This window comes from Nocardia sp. CC227C, from assembly GCF_030767025.1.
Taxonomy (GTDB): domain Bacteria; phylum Actinomycetota; class Actinomycetes; order Mycobacteriales; family Mycobacteriaceae; genus Nocardia.
The window spans coordinates 144,727-159,692 of the sequence record NZ_JASITE010000013.1 but is presented as its reverse complement, the minus strand read 5'-3'; the positions used below and the strand labels follow the sequence as shown (position 1 = coordinate 159,692).

Here is a 14,966-nt window from a genome sequence, read left to right as displayed (position 1 = left end):
CAGCCGCATGAGTTCGGATCTGCATGTTGACGTATCGGGTGGGGTCGCAGTCCTGACACTCAACCGGCCCGCGCAGCAGAATGCGCTCACCCCCGCCATGGCGGCGGAACTGGGTGCGGCGCTGCGCCGCTGCGATACCGAGGACGCCATCGGCGCGGTGGTCATCACGGGTACGCCGCCCGCCTTCTGTGCGGGCGCGGACCTGTCGGCCAAGGTCGGCGAGGTCAGCGGTTTCATCGACCCCGCGCCGTTCCGGATCCGCAAACCGGTGATCGCCGCGGTGAACGGCCACGCCGTTGGCGTCGGCCTGGAGATCGCCCTGCAATGCGATCTGCGCTACGTCGCCCGCGACGCCGTGTACGGCCTGAACCAGGTGCGCCGCGGCGCCGTCGCCGACGGCTACGTGCACTGGACGCTGCCCCGCCTGATCGGCATGGCCCATGCCGCCGATATCCTGCTCACCGGCCGCACCTTCGACGGCGAGGAGGCCGCCGCCATCGGCCTGGCCAACAACAGCCTGCCCGGCGGCGAGGTGCTGCCCACCGCGCTGGCGGTCGCCCATGACATCGCCAACGGTTCGGCGCCGCTGCCGACCGCGCTGTCCAAGCGTCTGCTCTGGGAGAGCCTGGGCATGAGCCCGGAAACGGTGGGCCGCCTGGAGACGGATCTCAACGGTTTCGTCGCCGGGTCCGCGGACGGCGGCGAGGGCATCGCCGCCCTGCGCGACCGCCGCCAGCCCAAGTGGTCCGGTTCGGTGAGCGGCGAATGGCCGTCCTGGGACACCGGCGAACAGCTCACCGATCGCGATCAGCCCCGCCTGGACTGACGATCAGGGCGCGGGCCGGATCAGGCGCGGCCGCTGATGAGCATCATCAGGAACAGGAACGCCACGAGGACCATCAGAATGGTCCCGATGATCCCCAGCACGTAGCCGACGAGCACCTGCACGCGCCCGCCGACCGCGCCGCCGGACGCCTCGATGTCGTTGAGCGCCCGCCGCCCCAGTGCCCACGCCACCGGACCCAGTGCGCCGCAGCAGAACACGCTCAGTGATCCGAGCAACAACACCGTCGTCGCATGCGGATGCTCGACCGGCTGTCCGATGGGCTGGTTCTGGATGACCACCGGCTGATTTTACGTTCGCCGACCCCGGTACCGCTGACTTACGCGCTGTCCCGGGCGCGCCGCCCCCCGCCGCTGATCGGGCGACCGGTATCGGAGTCCGGTGTTCGGCAGCGGCGGATACCACCGGGACCAGCGAGATCGGCCGTGGTCCCATCGTCGGTCCGCCGCCCTGCGATATGCGAACGGCACTGCCCCACACCGGCTTTCCACGCGTACGCGACCGATGCCGGTGCGCCCGAGCCGGGTTCGAGATCAGCCGCGGCGCTGGCGGGCGATATCGGAGAGCACGACACCCGCCGCCACGGAGGCATTGAGCGATTCGACCGGACCCGCCATCGGGATGCTCAGAATCGCATCGCAGTTCTCGCGCACCAGGCGGGACAGGCCCTTGCCCTCGGAGCCGACCACCACGACCGTCGGTGTGGTGCCGTCGAATTCGTCGAGGGTGATGTCGCCGCCCGCGTCCAGGCCGACGATCTGGTAGCCCTGCGCGGCCCAATCCTTCAGCGTGCGAGTGAGATTGGTGGCACGGGCGACGGGCAGGCGAGCGGCCGCACCGGCGCTGGTGCGCCAGGCCACGGCCGTGACGCTGGCGCTGCGACGCTGCGGGATCACCACGCCCTGACCGCCGAACGCGGCCACCGAGCGGATCACCGCACCCAGATTGCGCGGGTCGGAGATATTGTCCAGGGCCACCAGCAGCGCGGGCTCCCCGGAATCGCGGACCCGGCCCACCAGATCGTCCGGGTGGGCGTACCGGTACGGCGGCACCTGCAAGGCCACACCCTGGTGCAGGCCGTTGCTGCTCATCCGGTCCAGGTCGGTGCGCGGCACCTCCAGAATGGAGATGCCGGTGTCGGCGGCGATCTTCACCGCCTCGGTGAGCCGGTCGTCGTTCTCGGTGCCCTGCGCTACGTACAGAGCGCTGGCCGGAACACCGGCCCGCAGGCACTCGACCACCGGATTGCGGCCGAGCACCAGTTCGGGACCGTCGTCACCCTTGCCGCCGCGCGCCGGACCCCGGCCCCGCGGCTGCTGTGACTGCGCCGCCTTGGCCGCGGCCGCCGCCCGCTTGGCCGCGGGATGCTTGGTCCGCATATGCGCGGGCGGGGTCGCGCCGCGCCCCTCCAGCCCCCGCCGCCGCTTGCCGCCGGACCCGACCACCGCGCCCTTCTTGGAGCCCGACTTGCGGACCGCGCCGCGCCGCTGTGAATTGCCTGCCATCACTTCGCCTTCCGTGTCATGCGGTGCTCCCGCGCCCGATCGTCCGTATGTCGACCGCATCGGCGCGGTCCCGCTGTGCCCGGCTGCCGTGTGCAAGCCCGTACCGGGTCCTTCGTCTTCGTATCCCTACCCATCATCCCGCGACCGAGCCGCGCGCCGTCACCCGGCTCCCGCCGCGGTGGCGATTCGGCTCGCGCCGTGCCGTCACTCGGGTCCCGCTACGGTGGCGATTCGGCTCGCGCCGTGCCGTCACTCGGGTCCCGCTACGGTGGCGATCCGGCTCCCGCCGTGCCGTCACTCGGGTCCCGCTACGGTGGCGATTCGGCTCGCGCCGTGCCGTCACTCGGGTCCCGCTACGGTGGCGATCCGGCTCCCGCCGTGCCGTCACTCGGGTCCCGCCGCGGTGGCGATTCGGCTCGCGCCGTGCCGTCACTCGGGTCCCGCCACGGGTGGCGATCCGGCTCCCGCCACGCCGTCACTCGGCTCCCGCTGCGGTAGCGATTCGGCTCCCGCTGCGGTGGCGATCCGGCACTCACCGCGGTAGCGATCCGGCATCAGCCGCAGTGTGGTCCCGGTACTGCGGCCGGATTCGCCTCGGCATCCGCGTTGGGGCGCTCGGGCTCCGCCGGGCCGCGCGTCACCGCGGCCCCCGCTCACCGCGGCCCCCGCTCACCGCCGCTCGCGCCACCGGGCCGGTCGTGTCTCGCCGGGCGCGGAGTTCCCGCATGCGGTGGACGCGGGAGCGTGTCCGGGTACCGCCGTCCGATGCTCGTGCGAGCGCCTCGTCGCCGGGAGCGGTCGCATTCGCCACCTCGCGATACCGGCGACCGGCCCGCCGGGTGCGGCCGCCCCGGTCCGGTCGGTACGGTGTGCGGCCGCCGGGCTCACCGTTCTTCCTCGGCGAGCGACCACTCCGGTCCGTCGGGCGTGTCGGTGACCTGCACGCCCGCGGCCTCCAGCCGGTCGCGCACCGCGTCGGCGGTGGCCCAGTCCTTGGCGGCCCTGGCCTCCTGACGCCGTCGCAGCTCCGCGCCGATCAGCACGTCCAGCGCGGCGAGCGCGGCGGTGTCGTCGGCGGGCGCGGCCCAGTGCGGATCGAGCGGGTCCACGCCGAGCACGTCGAGCATGGCCCGCAGCTGGCTCGCGATCTCGCGGGCCGCGCCGAGGTCCCCGGAGTCGAGCGTCTTGTTGCCGTCGTGCACCAGCCGATGGATCTCCGCGAGGGCCTTGGGCACCGCCAGGTCGTCGTCGAGCGCGTCGGCGAATCCGGCGGTCCAGCTGCCGACCGGCACCTCCCCGGCCCGCTCGGCGACCCGCCGGATGAGTGCCTCGATGCGCCGGTATCCGGCGGCGGCCTCGGCGAGCGCCTGATCGGAGTACTCCAGAACCGACCGGTACTGCGCACTGCCCAGGTAGTAGCGCAGCTCCACGGCCCGCACGCCCACGCGGTCGAGCACCTTGGCCACGGTCAGCGTATTGCCCAGCGACTTGGACATCTTCTCGCCGCCCATGGTCACCCAGTGGTTGTGCAGCCAGTACCGGGCGAAACCGTCTCCGGCCGCCCGCGACTGGGCGATCTCGTTCTCATGGTGCGGAAAGACGAGATCCATTCCGCCGCAATGAATGTCGAACTCGCCACCGAGGTAGTACTCGGCCATGGCGGAGCATTCCAGATGCCAGCCCGGTCGCCCCGGCCCCCACGGCGACGGCCAATTCGGCTCGCCCGGCTTGGCGGCCTTCCACAGCGTGAAGTCGCGCGGGTCCCGCTTGCCGGTCCCGGCGCTCTCGCCTTGGTGCACGTCGTCGAGCTTGTGCCCGGACAGCCGCCCGTACTCGGGAAAGCTCAGCACGTCGAAGTAGACATTGCCGTCGGAGGCATACGCGTGTCCGCGCGCGATGAGCCGCTGCATGAGCTCGATCATCTGGGTGATGTGCCCGGTGGCCCGCGGCTCCGCCGACGGCGGCAGCACATTGAGCGCGGCGTAGGCGCTGTCGAAGGCCCGCTCGTAGGTGGCGGCCCACTCCCACCACGGCCGTCCGGCCTCGGCGGCCTTGGTCAGGATCTTGTCGTCGATATCGGTGACATTGCGGATGAAGGCCACATCGAAACCATTGGCGGTCAGCCACCGTCGCAGCACATCGAAGGCGACATTGCTGCGCAGATGGCCGATATGGGGTTCACCCTGCACGGTCGCGCCACACAGGTACACCGAGGCATGGCCGGGGACCAGCGGCGTGAAGTCACGCAGGGTCCGCGTCTCGGTGTCGAACAGGCGCAGAGTCACGACAAGGCATCCTAGCTTGTGAATTGGTGCGGATTACGGGCGGAGCGGGGATGGCGTTCGGCCGTGATCGCACGGTCCGCGCGGGTCCCCGGTGACGGCTCGGCCGGAGCGGTTCGCCGCGGACTACAGCCGCGGCCCGGCGAGCGTCAGGGGCGACAACAGAGCATGGCGGTGGCGACGGCGGCGATCCCCTCACCGCGACCGGTCAGTCCCAAGCCGTCGGTGGTGGTCCCGGACACCGATACCGGCGCGCCGAGCAGATCGCCGAGCACCTGCTGCGCTTCCGCGCGGCGCGGCCCGATCTTGGGCCGGTTGCCGATGACCTGTACGGCCGCGTTGACGATGCCGTAGCCCGCCTCGTCGAGCAGCCGCCGCACTTCCTTCAGCATGGCCGCGCCGGTGACGCCCTCCCATTCGGGGCGTCCGACGCCGAAGACCGCGCCCACATCGCCGAGTCCGGCGGCCGACAGCAGGGCGTCGCACAGCGCGTGCGCGGCCACGTCGCCGTCGGAGTGTCCGGAGCAGCCGCTGTCGCCGTCGAAGAGCAGTCCGGCGATCCAGCACGGGCGGCCGGGTTCGACGGGGTGCACGTCGGAGCCGATGCCAACGCGCAGCGCGGTCGGATCGGTCATCGCGGCACCGTCGCGGAGGGTGTTTCCAGCCGATCGCCCGGTGTGTCGGGCGTGCCGCCCGGGGCGTCAAGGGGGCTGGCGGAGGTGTCAAGGGGCCTTATGTGGGCAAGGCCATCCTGGCGTGTCGCGAGAGTCCGGTCCACGAGGGTATCGGCGAGCACGAGATCCAGGGGAGTGGTGATCTTGAAAGCCAGCGGGTCGCCCGGCACCGTGTGCACGGTCGCGCCCAGCAGTTCCACCAGTCCGGCGTCATCGGTCGCCCGGGTGTCGCCCGCGTAGGCGTCGCGCAGCAGGTCCGCCTCGAAGCCCTGCGGCGTCTGAATCGCGCGCAGCGCCGAACGGTCCGGGGTTCCGGTCACCTCGCCGGCCGCGTCCACGGACTTGATCGTGTCGGACACCGGCAGCGCGGGCACCACGGCCCGCCGCCCCGCCCGCAGTTCGGCCACCACGCGGGCGATCAGCGACGGCGGCGTGAGGGCACGGGCCGCGTCATGGACGAGGACATGGGTGGCGTCCGGGGCGGCCGCGAGACCGGCCCTGACGGAATCGGTGCGTTCGGCCCCGCCGACGACCACGCTCACCGCCACCGCGCCCGCGGCGGGCAGCAGTCGGCGAGCGTCGTCGACCAGTTCGGCGGGGACCATCACCACGACGTGGTCCACCGCCGCGGAGGCGATCAGACCGTCTACGGCGAGTCGGAGCATGGGACTGCCGCCGACCGGGACGAAAGCCTTGGGAAGTGATTCCCCGAGGCGAACGCCCATGCCGGCGGCAGGCACCAACGCCACGACACAAATGTCGTCGCGCGATGTATTCACTGTCAGGAGGCCGCCGCGAGAACCTCGTCGAGCAGGGTCTCGGCCTTGACATCGTCGGTGCCCTCGGCCAAGGCCAATTCACCGACAAGAATCTGACGGGCCTTGGCCAGCATCCGCTTCTCGCCAGCGGAGAGGCCGCGGTCCTGCTCCCGACGCCACAGATCGCGAACGACCTCGGCAACCTTGTTCACATCGCCGGAGGCGAGCTTCTCGAGGTTTGCCTTGTAGCGGCGAGACCAGTTGGTCGGCTCCTCGGTGTGCGGAGCGCGCAACACCTGGAAGACCCGATCGAGGCCTTCCTGACCGACCACGTCGCGAACGCCGACATATTCAGCGTTCTCGGCGGGAACCCGAACGGTGAGGTCGCCCTGTGCGACCTTCAGGACCAGATACTCCTTCTGCACACCCTTGATGGTGCGAGTTTCGATAGCTTCGATCAGCGCCGCTCCGTGGTGGGGGTAAACGACGGTGTCTCCGACCTTAAAAATCATGTGTCCCGTGCCCCTTTCGATGTTCACAGTTTAACATGCGACTCGGTAACGGCGCGATCAACGATGCAGGTCAGGGCCACAACCAAGCGGCGGCGGGGGTTGACAGAACCGATTGAGTGTGCATCTGCGTTGTGCCATAAGGAGATACCGGCCACACCTGTTCGCGCGTTCATCCCTTGGCGCATCACGCAATTCCGCACCCGCGGGTGAGCGAACCGCGACACCGCCCCCGCGCGAGGCGCCGGAAGTCGCCCACTACTCTCTTTGACTACTACTCTCCATAGTGGAGTGAGCCCGGTCGACATGGAGGACAACCCGTGACTGCCCTGAAAGCCACCACAGCGTCGAAACCGCGGCGTGCCGCGACACTGATCGCACTCGCTGCGGGCGCGGCGCTCGCGTTGACGGGCTGCAGCGCCGGCCAGATCTCGCAGACGGCTGATCAGGTCGCCGCCGTCAACGGCAACAGCGCCGATGTCGGCAAGATCGCGCTGCGCGATGTGCGGATCCTGCTGCCACAGTCGGCGGAGTACGACAACGCCGAGGGCGGCAAGGCGCTGCTGGCGTTCAGCGCCATCAACCTCGGCGAGCACCAGAGCGACACCCTGGTCAGCATCGAGGCCCCCGATCTGGGCACCGTCCAGATCGACGGCACGGTGGAACTCGGCCCGCAGTCGACCGTGGTCGCGGGCGAGGCCGCCGGCGCCGGCGACCCGCACGCCGACCCCGCGCACTCCGATGATTCGCACGGCGCGCCCGTCGCCGAGGCGCCCGCCGACGAGGTCGCCGACCCGGCCGCCAACCCGCTCAAGATCGAGATCACCGGCCTGCAGCAGGACGTCACCGCGGGCCTCACCTACCCGGTGCGCTTCAACTTCAAGGAGAACGGCACCGTGCTGGTCAACGTTCCGGTCGATGCGGGCGTCGAGCTCGAGCGCGCCGTCACCGACAAGTCGCGCTCCGGCGAGGGCGGCGGAGGCGGCGGCCACTGAGCCACCCCGACGCTTCGACGGCCGGTCCGCACCAGGTGCGGACCGGCCGTCTCGTTCGCGCCGGTGTGCCTCGGCCGCCGGAGGCGATCGGGCGCGGCGGGGACGGGACTGTCGGGGCGCGTCATTAGGCTGCCCGCGTGGCCAAGGTGAAAACGCTGTACCGGTGCTCCTCTTGCCAGCACGAGGTCGCCAAGTGGGTGGGCCGGTGTCCGGAGTGCGCAGGCTGGGGCACCATGGACGAGGTCGCCGCGACCGCCACGGCCGCGGCCGTGGGTCGCCGGGCCATGCTGCCCAGCACCGCCGCCGCACCGATCTCCAGCATCGATTCCAAGACGACGCGGGCGCGCTCCACGGGCGTGTCGGAGCTGGATCGGGTGCTGGGCGGGGGCATCGTGCCCGGTTCGGTGGTGCTGCTGTCGGGGGAGCCCGGGGTGGGCAAGTCCACGCTGCTGCTCGAGGTGGCGCACCGTTGGGCGCGGCAGCGTGACGAGAGATCGCTGTACGTGACCGCCGAGGAGTCGGCCGGGCAGGTGCGGCTGCGCGCCGACCGCACCGATGCCGTGCACGAACGGGTCTACCTCGCCGCCGAATCCGATCTCGCCACCATCTTCGGCCATGTGGATCAGGTGAAACCCACACTGCTCGTGGTCGATTCGGTGCAGACCATGCTGGCCGCCGACGCCGACGGCGTCATGGGCGGCGTCACCCAGGTCAAGGCGGTGACCGCGGCGCTCACCTCGATGGCCAAGTCCAGCGGCATCGCCGTGCTGCTGGTCGGCCACGTCACCAAGGACGGCGCGGTGGCGGGCCCGCGCACGCTCGAGCACCTGGTGGACGTGGTGCTGCAATTCGAGGGCGACAAGCACTCCACGCTGCGCATGGTGCGCGGCATCAAGAACCGTTTCGGCTCCACCGACGAGGTGGGCTGCTTCGAGATGCGCGAGAACGGCATCGCCTGCGTGGATGACCCGTCCGGACTGTTCCTGCACCACCGGGGGGTGGCGGTGCCCGGCACCGCGGTCACGGTGGCCATGGACGGCAAGCGCCCGATGCTGGGCGAGGTGCAGGGCCTGACCGTGGACACCCAGGTGCCCGCACCGCGCCGCGCGGTGAGCGGGCTCGACTACAACCGGGTCGCCATGGTGCTGGCCGTACTCCAGAGCCGCTGCGGGCTCTACGTGGGCAAACAGGATGTCTACGCCGCCACCGTCGGCGGCATGCGGCTGGCCGAACCGGCCGCGGACCTGGCCGTGGCACTGGCCATCGTGAGCGCGCACCAGGATCGGGCGCTGCGGCCCGGCATGGTGATTCTCGGCGAGGTCGGACTGGCGGGGGAGGTGCGCCGGGTGGCCGGGCTCACCAGGCGGCTGGCCGAGGCCGAGCGGCTCGGCTTCACCGAGGCGCTGGTGCCGCCGGGGGTGGACCGCGCCGGGCGCACCATGACACTGCGCGAGGTCTCGGATCTGGGGGCGGCCATCGCCGCCGGCGGACTGCGCCGCCGCCGGGCGAAGGCGCAGGTCGAGGCGGTCGGCGACTGATGGCCGGGCGGTGGATGAGCGGGCTGCTCGGTCGATCGAATTCCGCTGCGGCCGCAGGTGATTCGGCCGGGAGCGCGAATGACGGCGCGGCGCGGCACAATTCCGAGAACGCTCGCCGGGATGTGCTCTCGCGATTCGTGCCCGGCACGCAATTGCGCGACGGGATCGATCGAATTCTGCGGGGCCGCACCGGCGGATTGATCGTGCTCGGTTACGACGATCGGGTGGAGCGCATCTGCGACGGCGGATTCGAATTGGATGTGGAATTCGCGCCGACCCGGCTGCGGGAATTGTCGAAAATGGATGGGGCGGTGGTGCTTTCCACCGACGGCACGCGAATTCTGCGCGCCAATGTGCATTTGGTGCCCGATCCGGCGCTGCCGACCGTCGAATCCGGCACCCGGCACAAGGCGGCCGAACGCACGGCCGCGCACACCGGATATCCGGTGGTGTCGGTGAGCCGCTCCACCGGCCTGGTGACCGTGTACGCGCACGGCGGCCGGTATCTGGTGGAGGATTCGCCGACCATTCTGTCGCGCGCCAATCAGGCCATGGCGACCCTGCAGCGCTACCGGGCTCGGCTGGACGAGGTGACCCGGCGGCTGTCCGCGCTGGAGATCGAGGACTTCGCCACCCTGCGCGACGTGCTCACCGTGCTGCACTGCCTGGAACTCATGCGCCGCACCGCGGGCGAGGTCGACCAGGCGGTCGCCGAACTCGGCGTCGACGGCCGCCAGCTCGCCCTGCAACTGACCGAACTGGTGGCCGACACCGCGCAGCTGCGGCGGCTGCTCGTCCGCGACTACCTGGTGGCGGAGCGGGCCGGGGAGCCCCGCATCGACCGCGCGCTGGCGCGCCTGGACGCGCTCGGTGAGCCGGAACTGCTGGTGCTGGCGGATCTGGCCCCACCCCTGGGCTATCCGGACACCCTGGAGGCCCTGGAGACGCCGGTGGGGCCGCGCGGCTACCGACTGCTGGCCGAGATACCCCGCGTCCCGTTCCGGCGGGTGGAGCCGCTCGTGGACGCCTTCGGCGGCCTGCGCGCGCTACTGGACGCCACCCAGGCCGATCTGGAGGCCGTGGACGGCATCACCGCCGCCACCGCCCGCCGCATCCGCGACGGGCTGTCTCGCTACGCCGCGGGCGGCGACTGCTGAACCCTGCGGTCGGCGTCCGCGCGTCTGCATCAGGTGATGTCTGTATCAGGTGATGTCTGTATCAGGTGATGTCTGCATCAGGTGATGTCAGCATCAGGTGATATTGAACGGCTCCGGGGAGCTGGTGACCGAACCGAGTTGCGCCACAACGCTGTAGGGCCCCGGCGGGACCGGTACGCGCTCGCCCGCGCAATTGGGCTGGGACGTCGAACCCGACCAGGTGACGGTGAAGGCCGCCTGCTGTCCGGGCTGCAGGGTGCGCACGTCGGGGGTGCCCTCCGGGTAGCAGTCGGTGCTGGCCCACATGCGGCGCTGGCCGTCCAGCGAGGTCACCGCGACCTGCTGCAACCCCGAACCCATATCGCGCTCACAGGCATCGCTGGAGATATTGGTGATGACGATGCCGAAGACCGGCTGCTCCCCGGCCTGGTAGGTGGGCGCCCCGACGCTCACCTTCACCGCGAGGGACTGGTCCGGGCACTGTTTGCCCTGCGCCGCGGGCCCGGCCTCGGCGCTGGCATTGGCCGGGGGCTGCGTCGAATCCGAATCCGACCCCGATGTCTCCGACGAACTTCCCGCCGCCTTGTTGGTGGCGGCCGTGGTGGTGTCCGCGGCGGCGGAGCTGTCGCTGCCGTCGCCGCGCAATAGCGCGAAAGCCAGCCAGAGCACCAGCGCGAGGGCGACTACCAGGGCGCCGATCGCGAGCAGTCGGCGGCGCCAGTAGATTTCCGGCGGCAGTGGTCCATTCGGTTCCAGCACGGCAACTACGGTAAGGGCACGGTTGGGTGCAACCGGCTCAGGGTCGCGGCGTGTCGGTGGGGAAAAGCCCCTGGGGCCGGGTAGATTTCAGCCTCTTCGGACGCCCGACCAGCTCGCGGGGTCCCCACCTGCGCCGACGCCCGTTCCGGCGGCTAGACGATCTCGCCGATATTGCCGATCACCCGGCGCAGGGTGATCTGTCCCTCACCGAGCTTGTAGGTGACGCACGCGATGGCGCACTCACCGGCGGCCACCTTCTGGGCGACGGCGGTGGAACGCTGCATGAGCAGGTGGGCCGTCTCCTCGACGTGCCGGGCCTCGAGATCGTCCACCGACTCCAGTCCCTCCCGACGGCCCAGCAGGATGGACGGCATGACCCGCTCGACCACGCTGCGGATGAAGCCGCCGGGCACGTTGCCGTTGTCGAGGGCGTCGATGGTGGCGCGCACCGCGCCGCAGCTGTCGTGGCCGAGCACCACGATGAGCGGCACGTTCAGCACCTGCACGCCGTACTCGATGGATCCGAGCACGGAGCTGTCCACCACGTGTCCGGCCGTGCGGACCACGAACATGTCGCCGAGGCCCTGGTCGAAAATGATCTCGGCGGCCACGCGGGAGTCGCCGCAGCCGAACAGGATGGCCTGCGGGTGCTGCCCGGCAACCAGCTTGGCTCGATCGGCCGCGCCCTGGCTGGGGTGCAGCAGATTGCCGTTCACGAAACGGTCATTGCCCTCGCGCAGGGCTTTCCAGGCACTGATCGGATTGGATTGCGGCATGTGTCCCATTCTCCACATCGCATGGGCTACCGGCGAGTCCGCTACGTTACGGCGCGGCAAACACCCCCTTGCGCGCTGCCGCCGCCGACCGTGAGCACCGCGCCGACCTGCACGCCGGTGTCGCTGACTACCATCGCGTGGCGTCGGGATTTCCCGGCTCCGACGGGCCGGGAGAAGGGCGGGAGATGGACAGCGACGCACTGGTCGAGTGGTACGAGCGGACCGCGCGGGATCTGCCGTGGCGGCGGCCCGAGGTGACCGCGTGGCAGATTCTGATGAGCGAGATCATGCTGCAGCAGACGCCGGTGGCGCGGGTGGAGCCGATCTGGCGGGAGTGGGTGGCGCGCTGGCCGGTGCCCTCGGCCATGGCCGCCGCTTCCCAGGGCGAGGTGCTGCGGGCGTGGGGCAAGCTCGGCTATCCGCGGCGGGCGCTGCGGCTGCACGAGTGCGCCCGGGCGCTGGCCCGCGATCACGGCGACGAGGTGCCCGCCGATGTGGACGTGCTGCTGGGCCTGCCCGGGATCGGCGCGTACACCGCCCGCGCGGTGGCCTGCTTCGCCTACGGGCAGCGGGTGCCGGTGGTGGACACCAATGTGCGCCGCGTGGTCGCCCGGGCCGTGCACGGCCGCGCCGAGGCGGGCAGTCCCGCCGCCCGCGATCTGGTCGAGACGCAGGCCCTGCTGCCGGTGCGGGTGGACCGCGCCGCCGTGTTCTCGGCCGCCCTGATGGAACTCGGCGCGGTGGTCTGCACGGCCCGCAATCCCGACTGCGACCGCTGCCCGCTGCCGAAGTGCGCCTGGGTCAGCGCCGGGCGACCGGCCTCGGACGTGGTCCGGAAGGTGCAGAAGTACGAGGGCACCGACCGCCAGGCCCGCGGCCGCCTCATGGACGTGCTGCGCGCCGCCCACGGCCCCGTCGAACGCGTACGCCTGGACCTGGCCTGGACCCGCGATCCGGGCCAGCGCGACCGCGCCCTGGACTCGCTGCTGGTGGACGGCCTCGTCGAGCAGACCCCGGACGGCCTGTTCGCCCTGGCGGGCGAAGGCGGGGGCTGAAGCCGCCCGGGCACGCACCCTCCGCGGCTGGACGAGGGGGCGTCGCCGCGGAGGGGTGCGCTGGGCGCGATCCGCTGCCCCTCATGCGGCAGATCGCGAGTTCGGAGGTTTCGACCCGGACCGAATTCCGGTTCGAGCTCGCCCGCCCCGGCTCGGTCCCGCTCGCCCGCACCTTCTCCTCGGCGGGGGCGTTCGGCGCGGATGTCACAGCGGCGTGGTCGCCGCGCACCGTCGGCACCCGGCCGTCCGGCGTCGATGTGGTTCAGGCCGGGGCGAGCGCCCGGCCGCGAGTCCTGGTGCGGCGGCCGATCACCCGGCAGATCACGTAGATCGTGAACGAGATGGTCGTGACGAAGGTCGAGATGGGCACGCCCGGGGCCAGTGAGAGCAGGATCCCGCCGACCGCCGCGACCTCCGCGAAGACGATGGACAGCACGGCGGCGTGCACCGGATTGGCGGTCACCTGCGCGGCCGCGGCGGCGGGCGTGATGAGCAGCGCCAGCACCAGCAGCGCACCCACGATCTGCACCCCGAAGGCGGCGGTGATGCCGACCAGCACCGCGAAGACCACCGCCAGTGCCCGGACCGGAACTCCGCGCGCCACCGCGACTTCCGGATCGGTGCTGGCGAAAAGTAGTGGGCGGTAGACGAGTCCGAGCACCACCAGCACGCCCGCGGTGCATACGGCCAGCAGCCCGAGCCCGGAATCGCCGACGCTCACCACCTGTCCGGTGAGCAGCGAGAACTTCGACCCCGCGCGCTCGGGTCCGAGCCACAGGAACAGCACCGACAGGCCCAGGCCGAACGACAGCACCACCGCGATCACCGAATCACGTTCGCGCGCACGGGAACCCAGTACGCCGAACAGCACCGCCGCCACCACCGATCCGGCGATGGCCCCGAAGCCGACCCCGATCCCGGCCAGCAGCGCCGCCGCCGCGCCGGTCAGTGACAGTTCGCTGGTGCCGTGCACCGCGAACGACATCTGGCGGCTCACGATGAGCGGTCCGATCGCGCCCGCGAGCAGGCCGAGCAGCGCGGCCGCCAGGACGGCCTGCTGCACGAAGTCGTAGGACAGCAGGTGCGCCGTCGTACCGAAGTCGAACATCTTGGTGAGGACGTCGGCGAGTTTGTCGTTCACGCGCGCACCTCGTCGTCACCGTGGCAGTGCTGGGCGCCGGCCGCGCCGAGCGCGTCCATGGTGTCGCCGGTGCCGACCACCACCAGGCGGTCGCGCACGCGCAGCACGTCGACCTCGGTGCCGTAGAGCTGGGAGAGCACCTCGGAGGTCATCACCTCGTCCGGCGGTCCGATCCGGAATTTGCCGTCCACCAGGTACAGCACCCGATCCACCAGCGGCAGCACCGGATTGATCTCGTGGGTGACGAACAGCACGGCGGTGTCGTGCGAGCGGCGGCGCTTGTCGATGAGTTCGGAGACCAGCCGCTGGTTGGCCAGATCCAGGCTGAGCAGCGGTTCGTCGCACAGCAGCACCCGCGGATCGCCGACCAGGGCTTGCGCCACCCGCAGTCGCTGCTGCTCGCCGCCGGACAGCACGTCCAGCGGGGCGTTGGCGAAATGCGCCGCGCCGACATCGGCGATGGCGTCGGCCACCTTGCGCCGCCGTTCCCCGCGCCCGCGCAGTCCGATCCCCCAGCGGTGCCCGTCCACGCCGAGCCCGACCAGATCGACGCCGCGCAGCTGCACTCCGGCGTCGACGGTCTTCTGCTGCGGGATGTAGCCGATATCCGGATTGCCCGCGCGGGCGGGGCCGCCCGCGATCTCGGCGGTTCCGGCGGACAGGGCGAGCTGGCCCAGCAGCACCTTCAGCAGCGAGGTCTTGCCGGAGCCGTTGGGACCCAGCACCGCGATGAACTCGCCGGGCGCGATCTCCAGATCGAGCCCGTCCCACAGGGTCCGCTCGCCGAATGCCAGCCGGGCCGCCGACAGCCGCACGGCCGGGGTGCCCGTCGGGGGCGCACCGCCGAGCCTGTCGCCGGCCGGGCTGTCGGGAGAAACCGCGCTTTTCACAGGGGTATTCATGTCGTCGCCCCGTCCATTGATTCCCGTCGCACCGTCAGCGCGGGGAGCCGAGGTGGAAGCGTCCATTATCT

The 14,966-nt window shown here is 71.1% G+C and carries 16 protein-coding genes; 5 read left to right on the top strand and 11 right to left on the bottom strand.

Translation table 11 applies throughout. The features are described 5' to 3' along the window. Positions 1-7: 7 nt before the first annotated feature. A complete protein-coding gene (locus tag QMO76_RS25345) occupies positions 8-826 on the top strand; it encodes an enoyl-CoA hydratase/isomerase family protein (protein ID WP_306363822.1) in 819 nt (272 codons plus the stop codon). A 20-nt stretch (positions 827-846) separates the two neighbouring features. Here the strand turns inward: QMO76_RS25345 and QMO76_RS25340 are convergent, their stop codons facing one another. The 7 genes from QMO76_RS25340 to carD all read right to left on the bottom strand — a co-directional run bounded on the left by QMO76_RS25340 (position 847) and on the right by carD (position 6,575). Continuing rightward, the gene (locus QMO76_RS25340; protein WP_306363821.1) at positions 847-1,125 is read right to left on the bottom strand and encodes a DUF4190 domain-containing protein; all 279 of its coding nucleotides are present in this window, start codon (positions 1,123-1,125) and stop codon (positions 847-849) included. Between the two features lie 252 nt (positions 1,126-1,377). Further along, a complete protein-coding gene (rlmB, locus tag QMO76_RS25335; protein ID WP_306363820.1) occupies positions 1,378-2,349 on the bottom strand; it encodes a 23S rRNA (guanosine(2251)-2'-O)-methyltransferase RlmB in 972 nt (323 codons plus the stop codon). A 429-nt stretch (positions 2,350-2,778) separates the two neighbouring features. Beyond that, a complete protein-coding gene (locus QMO76_RS25330) occupies positions 2,779-2,904 on the bottom strand; it encodes a hypothetical protein (protein WP_306363819.1) in 126 nt (41 codons plus the stop codon). A 329-nt stretch (positions 2,905-3,233) separates the two neighbouring features. Further along, positions 3,234-4,634, bottom strand: a complete 1,401-nt coding sequence (gene cysS / locus QMO76_RS25325) for a cysteine--tRNA ligase (protein WP_306363818.1) — start codon at positions 4,632-4,634, stop codon at positions 3,234-3,236. A 146-nt stretch (positions 4,635-4,780) separates the two neighbouring features. Continuing rightward, a complete protein-coding gene (gene ispF / locus QMO76_RS25320; protein WP_306363902.1) occupies positions 4,781-5,248 on the bottom strand; it encodes a 2-C-methyl-D-erythritol 2,4-cyclodiphosphate synthase in 468 nt (155 codons plus the stop codon). Positions 5,249-5,262: 14 nt separating this feature from the next. After that, a complete protein-coding gene (gene ispD / locus QMO76_RS25315) occupies positions 5,263-6,063 on the bottom strand; it encodes a 2-C-methyl-D-erythritol 4-phosphate cytidylyltransferase (RefSeq protein ID WP_372342080.1) in 801 nt (266 codons plus the stop codon). A gap of 23 nt (positions 6,064-6,086) precedes the next feature. After that, complete coding sequence (gene carD / locus QMO76_RS25310; protein WP_019931623.1) at positions 6,087-6,575, bottom strand: RNA polymerase-binding transcription factor CarD; 489 nt, start codon at positions 6,573-6,575, stop codon at positions 6,087-6,089. A 317-nt stretch (positions 6,576-6,892) separates the two neighbouring features. Here carD and QMO76_RS25305 point away from each other — a divergent pair, with 317 nt between their 5' ends. From QMO76_RS25305 to disA, 3 genes are all read left to right on the top strand, one after another. Then, the gene (locus tag QMO76_RS25305) at positions 6,893-7,567 is read left to right on the top strand and encodes a hypothetical protein (RefSeq protein WP_306363817.1); all 675 of its coding nucleotides are present in this window, start codon (positions 6,893-6,895) and stop codon (positions 7,565-7,567) included. A gap of 137 nt (positions 7,568-7,704) precedes the next feature. Then, positions 7,705-9,105 (top strand): DNA repair protein RadA, encoded by a 1,401-nt coding sequence (gene radA / locus QMO76_RS25300; RefSeq protein ID WP_306363816.1) that lies wholly within the window; start codon positions 7,705-7,707, stop codon positions 9,103-9,105. Then, on the top strand, positions 9,105-10,262 hold the full coding sequence (disA, locus tag QMO76_RS25295; RefSeq protein WP_306363815.1) for a DNA integrity scanning diadenylate cyclase DisA: 1,158 nt from the start codon (positions 9,105-9,107) through the stop codon (positions 10,260-10,262). The genes radA and disA overlap by 1 nt, the downstream gene beginning before the upstream one ends. Positions 10,263-10,355: 93 nt before the next feature. On the opposite strand, the gene QMO76_RS25290 is transcribed toward disA, so the two are convergent. After that, the gene (locus QMO76_RS25290) at positions 10,356-11,021 is read right to left on the bottom strand and encodes a hypothetical protein (RefSeq protein ID WP_306363814.1); all 666 of its coding nucleotides are present in this window, start codon (positions 11,019-11,021) and stop codon (positions 10,356-10,358) included. A gap of 152 nt (positions 11,022-11,173) precedes the next feature. Next, positions 11,174-11,797 carry a carbonic anhydrase gene (locus QMO76_RS25285; RefSeq protein WP_306363813.1) on the bottom strand — a complete coding sequence of 208 codons (624 nt, stop codon included), beginning with the start codon at positions 11,795-11,797 and terminating at the stop codon, positions 11,174-11,176. 185 nt (positions 11,798-11,982) lie between these two features. On the opposite strand from QMO76_RS25285, the gene QMO76_RS25280 reads away from it, so the two are divergent. Further along, on the top strand, positions 11,983-12,852 hold the full coding sequence (locus tag QMO76_RS25280; protein WP_306363812.1) for an A/G-specific adenine glycosylase: 870 nt from the start codon (positions 11,983-11,985) through the stop codon (positions 12,850-12,852). Positions 12,853-13,114: 262 nt separating this feature from the next. Here QMO76_RS25280 and QMO76_RS25275 read toward each other — a convergent pair whose 3' ends face one another. Next, positions 13,115-13,993, bottom strand: coding sequence for a metal ABC transporter permease (locus QMO76_RS25275; RefSeq protein WP_306363811.1), 879 nt, complete (start codon positions 13,991-13,993; stop codon positions 13,115-13,117). Next, complete coding sequence (locus QMO76_RS25270; protein WP_306363810.1) at positions 13,990-14,895, bottom strand: metal ABC transporter ATP-binding protein; 906 nt, start codon at positions 14,893-14,895, stop codon at positions 13,990-13,992. The genes QMO76_RS25275 and QMO76_RS25270 overlap by 4 nt, the downstream gene beginning before the upstream one ends. Between the last annotated feature and the right edge of the window lie 71 nt (positions 14,896-14,966).

What these genes read in the sequence shown, in the direction of transcription:
- QMO76_RS25345 (WP_306363822.1), top strand. Translation starts at nt 8, where the DNA reads ATGAGTTCGGATCTGCATGTTGACGTATCGGGTGGGGTCGCAGTCCTG.
- rlmB (WP_306363820.1), bottom strand. Translation starts at nt 2,349, where the DNA reads ATGGCAGGCAATTCACAGCGGCGCGGCGCGGTCCGCAAGTCGGGCTCC.
- QMO76_RS25330 (WP_306363819.1), bottom strand. Translation starts at nt 2,904, where the DNA reads ATGCCGGATCGCTACCGCGGTGAGTGCCGGATCGCCACCGCAGCGGGA.
- carD (WP_019931623.1), bottom strand. Translation starts at nt 6,575, where the DNA reads ATGATTTTTAAGGTCGGAGACACCGTCGTTTACCCCCACCACGGAGCG.
- disA (WP_306363815.1), top strand. Translation starts at nt 9,105, where the DNA reads ATGGCCGGGCGGTGGATGAGCGGGCTGCTCGGTCGATCGAATTCCGCT.
- QMO76_RS25285 (WP_306363813.1), bottom strand. Translation starts at nt 11,797, where the DNA reads ATGCCGCAATCCAATCCGATCAGTGCCTGGAAAGCCCTGCGCGAGGGC.
- QMO76_RS25280 (WP_306363812.1), top strand. Translation starts at nt 11,983, where the DNA reads ATGGACAGCGACGCACTGGTCGAGTGGTACGAGCGGACCGCGCGGGAT.
- QMO76_RS25270 (WP_306363810.1), bottom strand. Translation starts at nt 14,895, where the DNA reads ATGAATACCCCTGTGAAAAGCGCGGTTTCTCCCGACAGCCCGGCCGGC.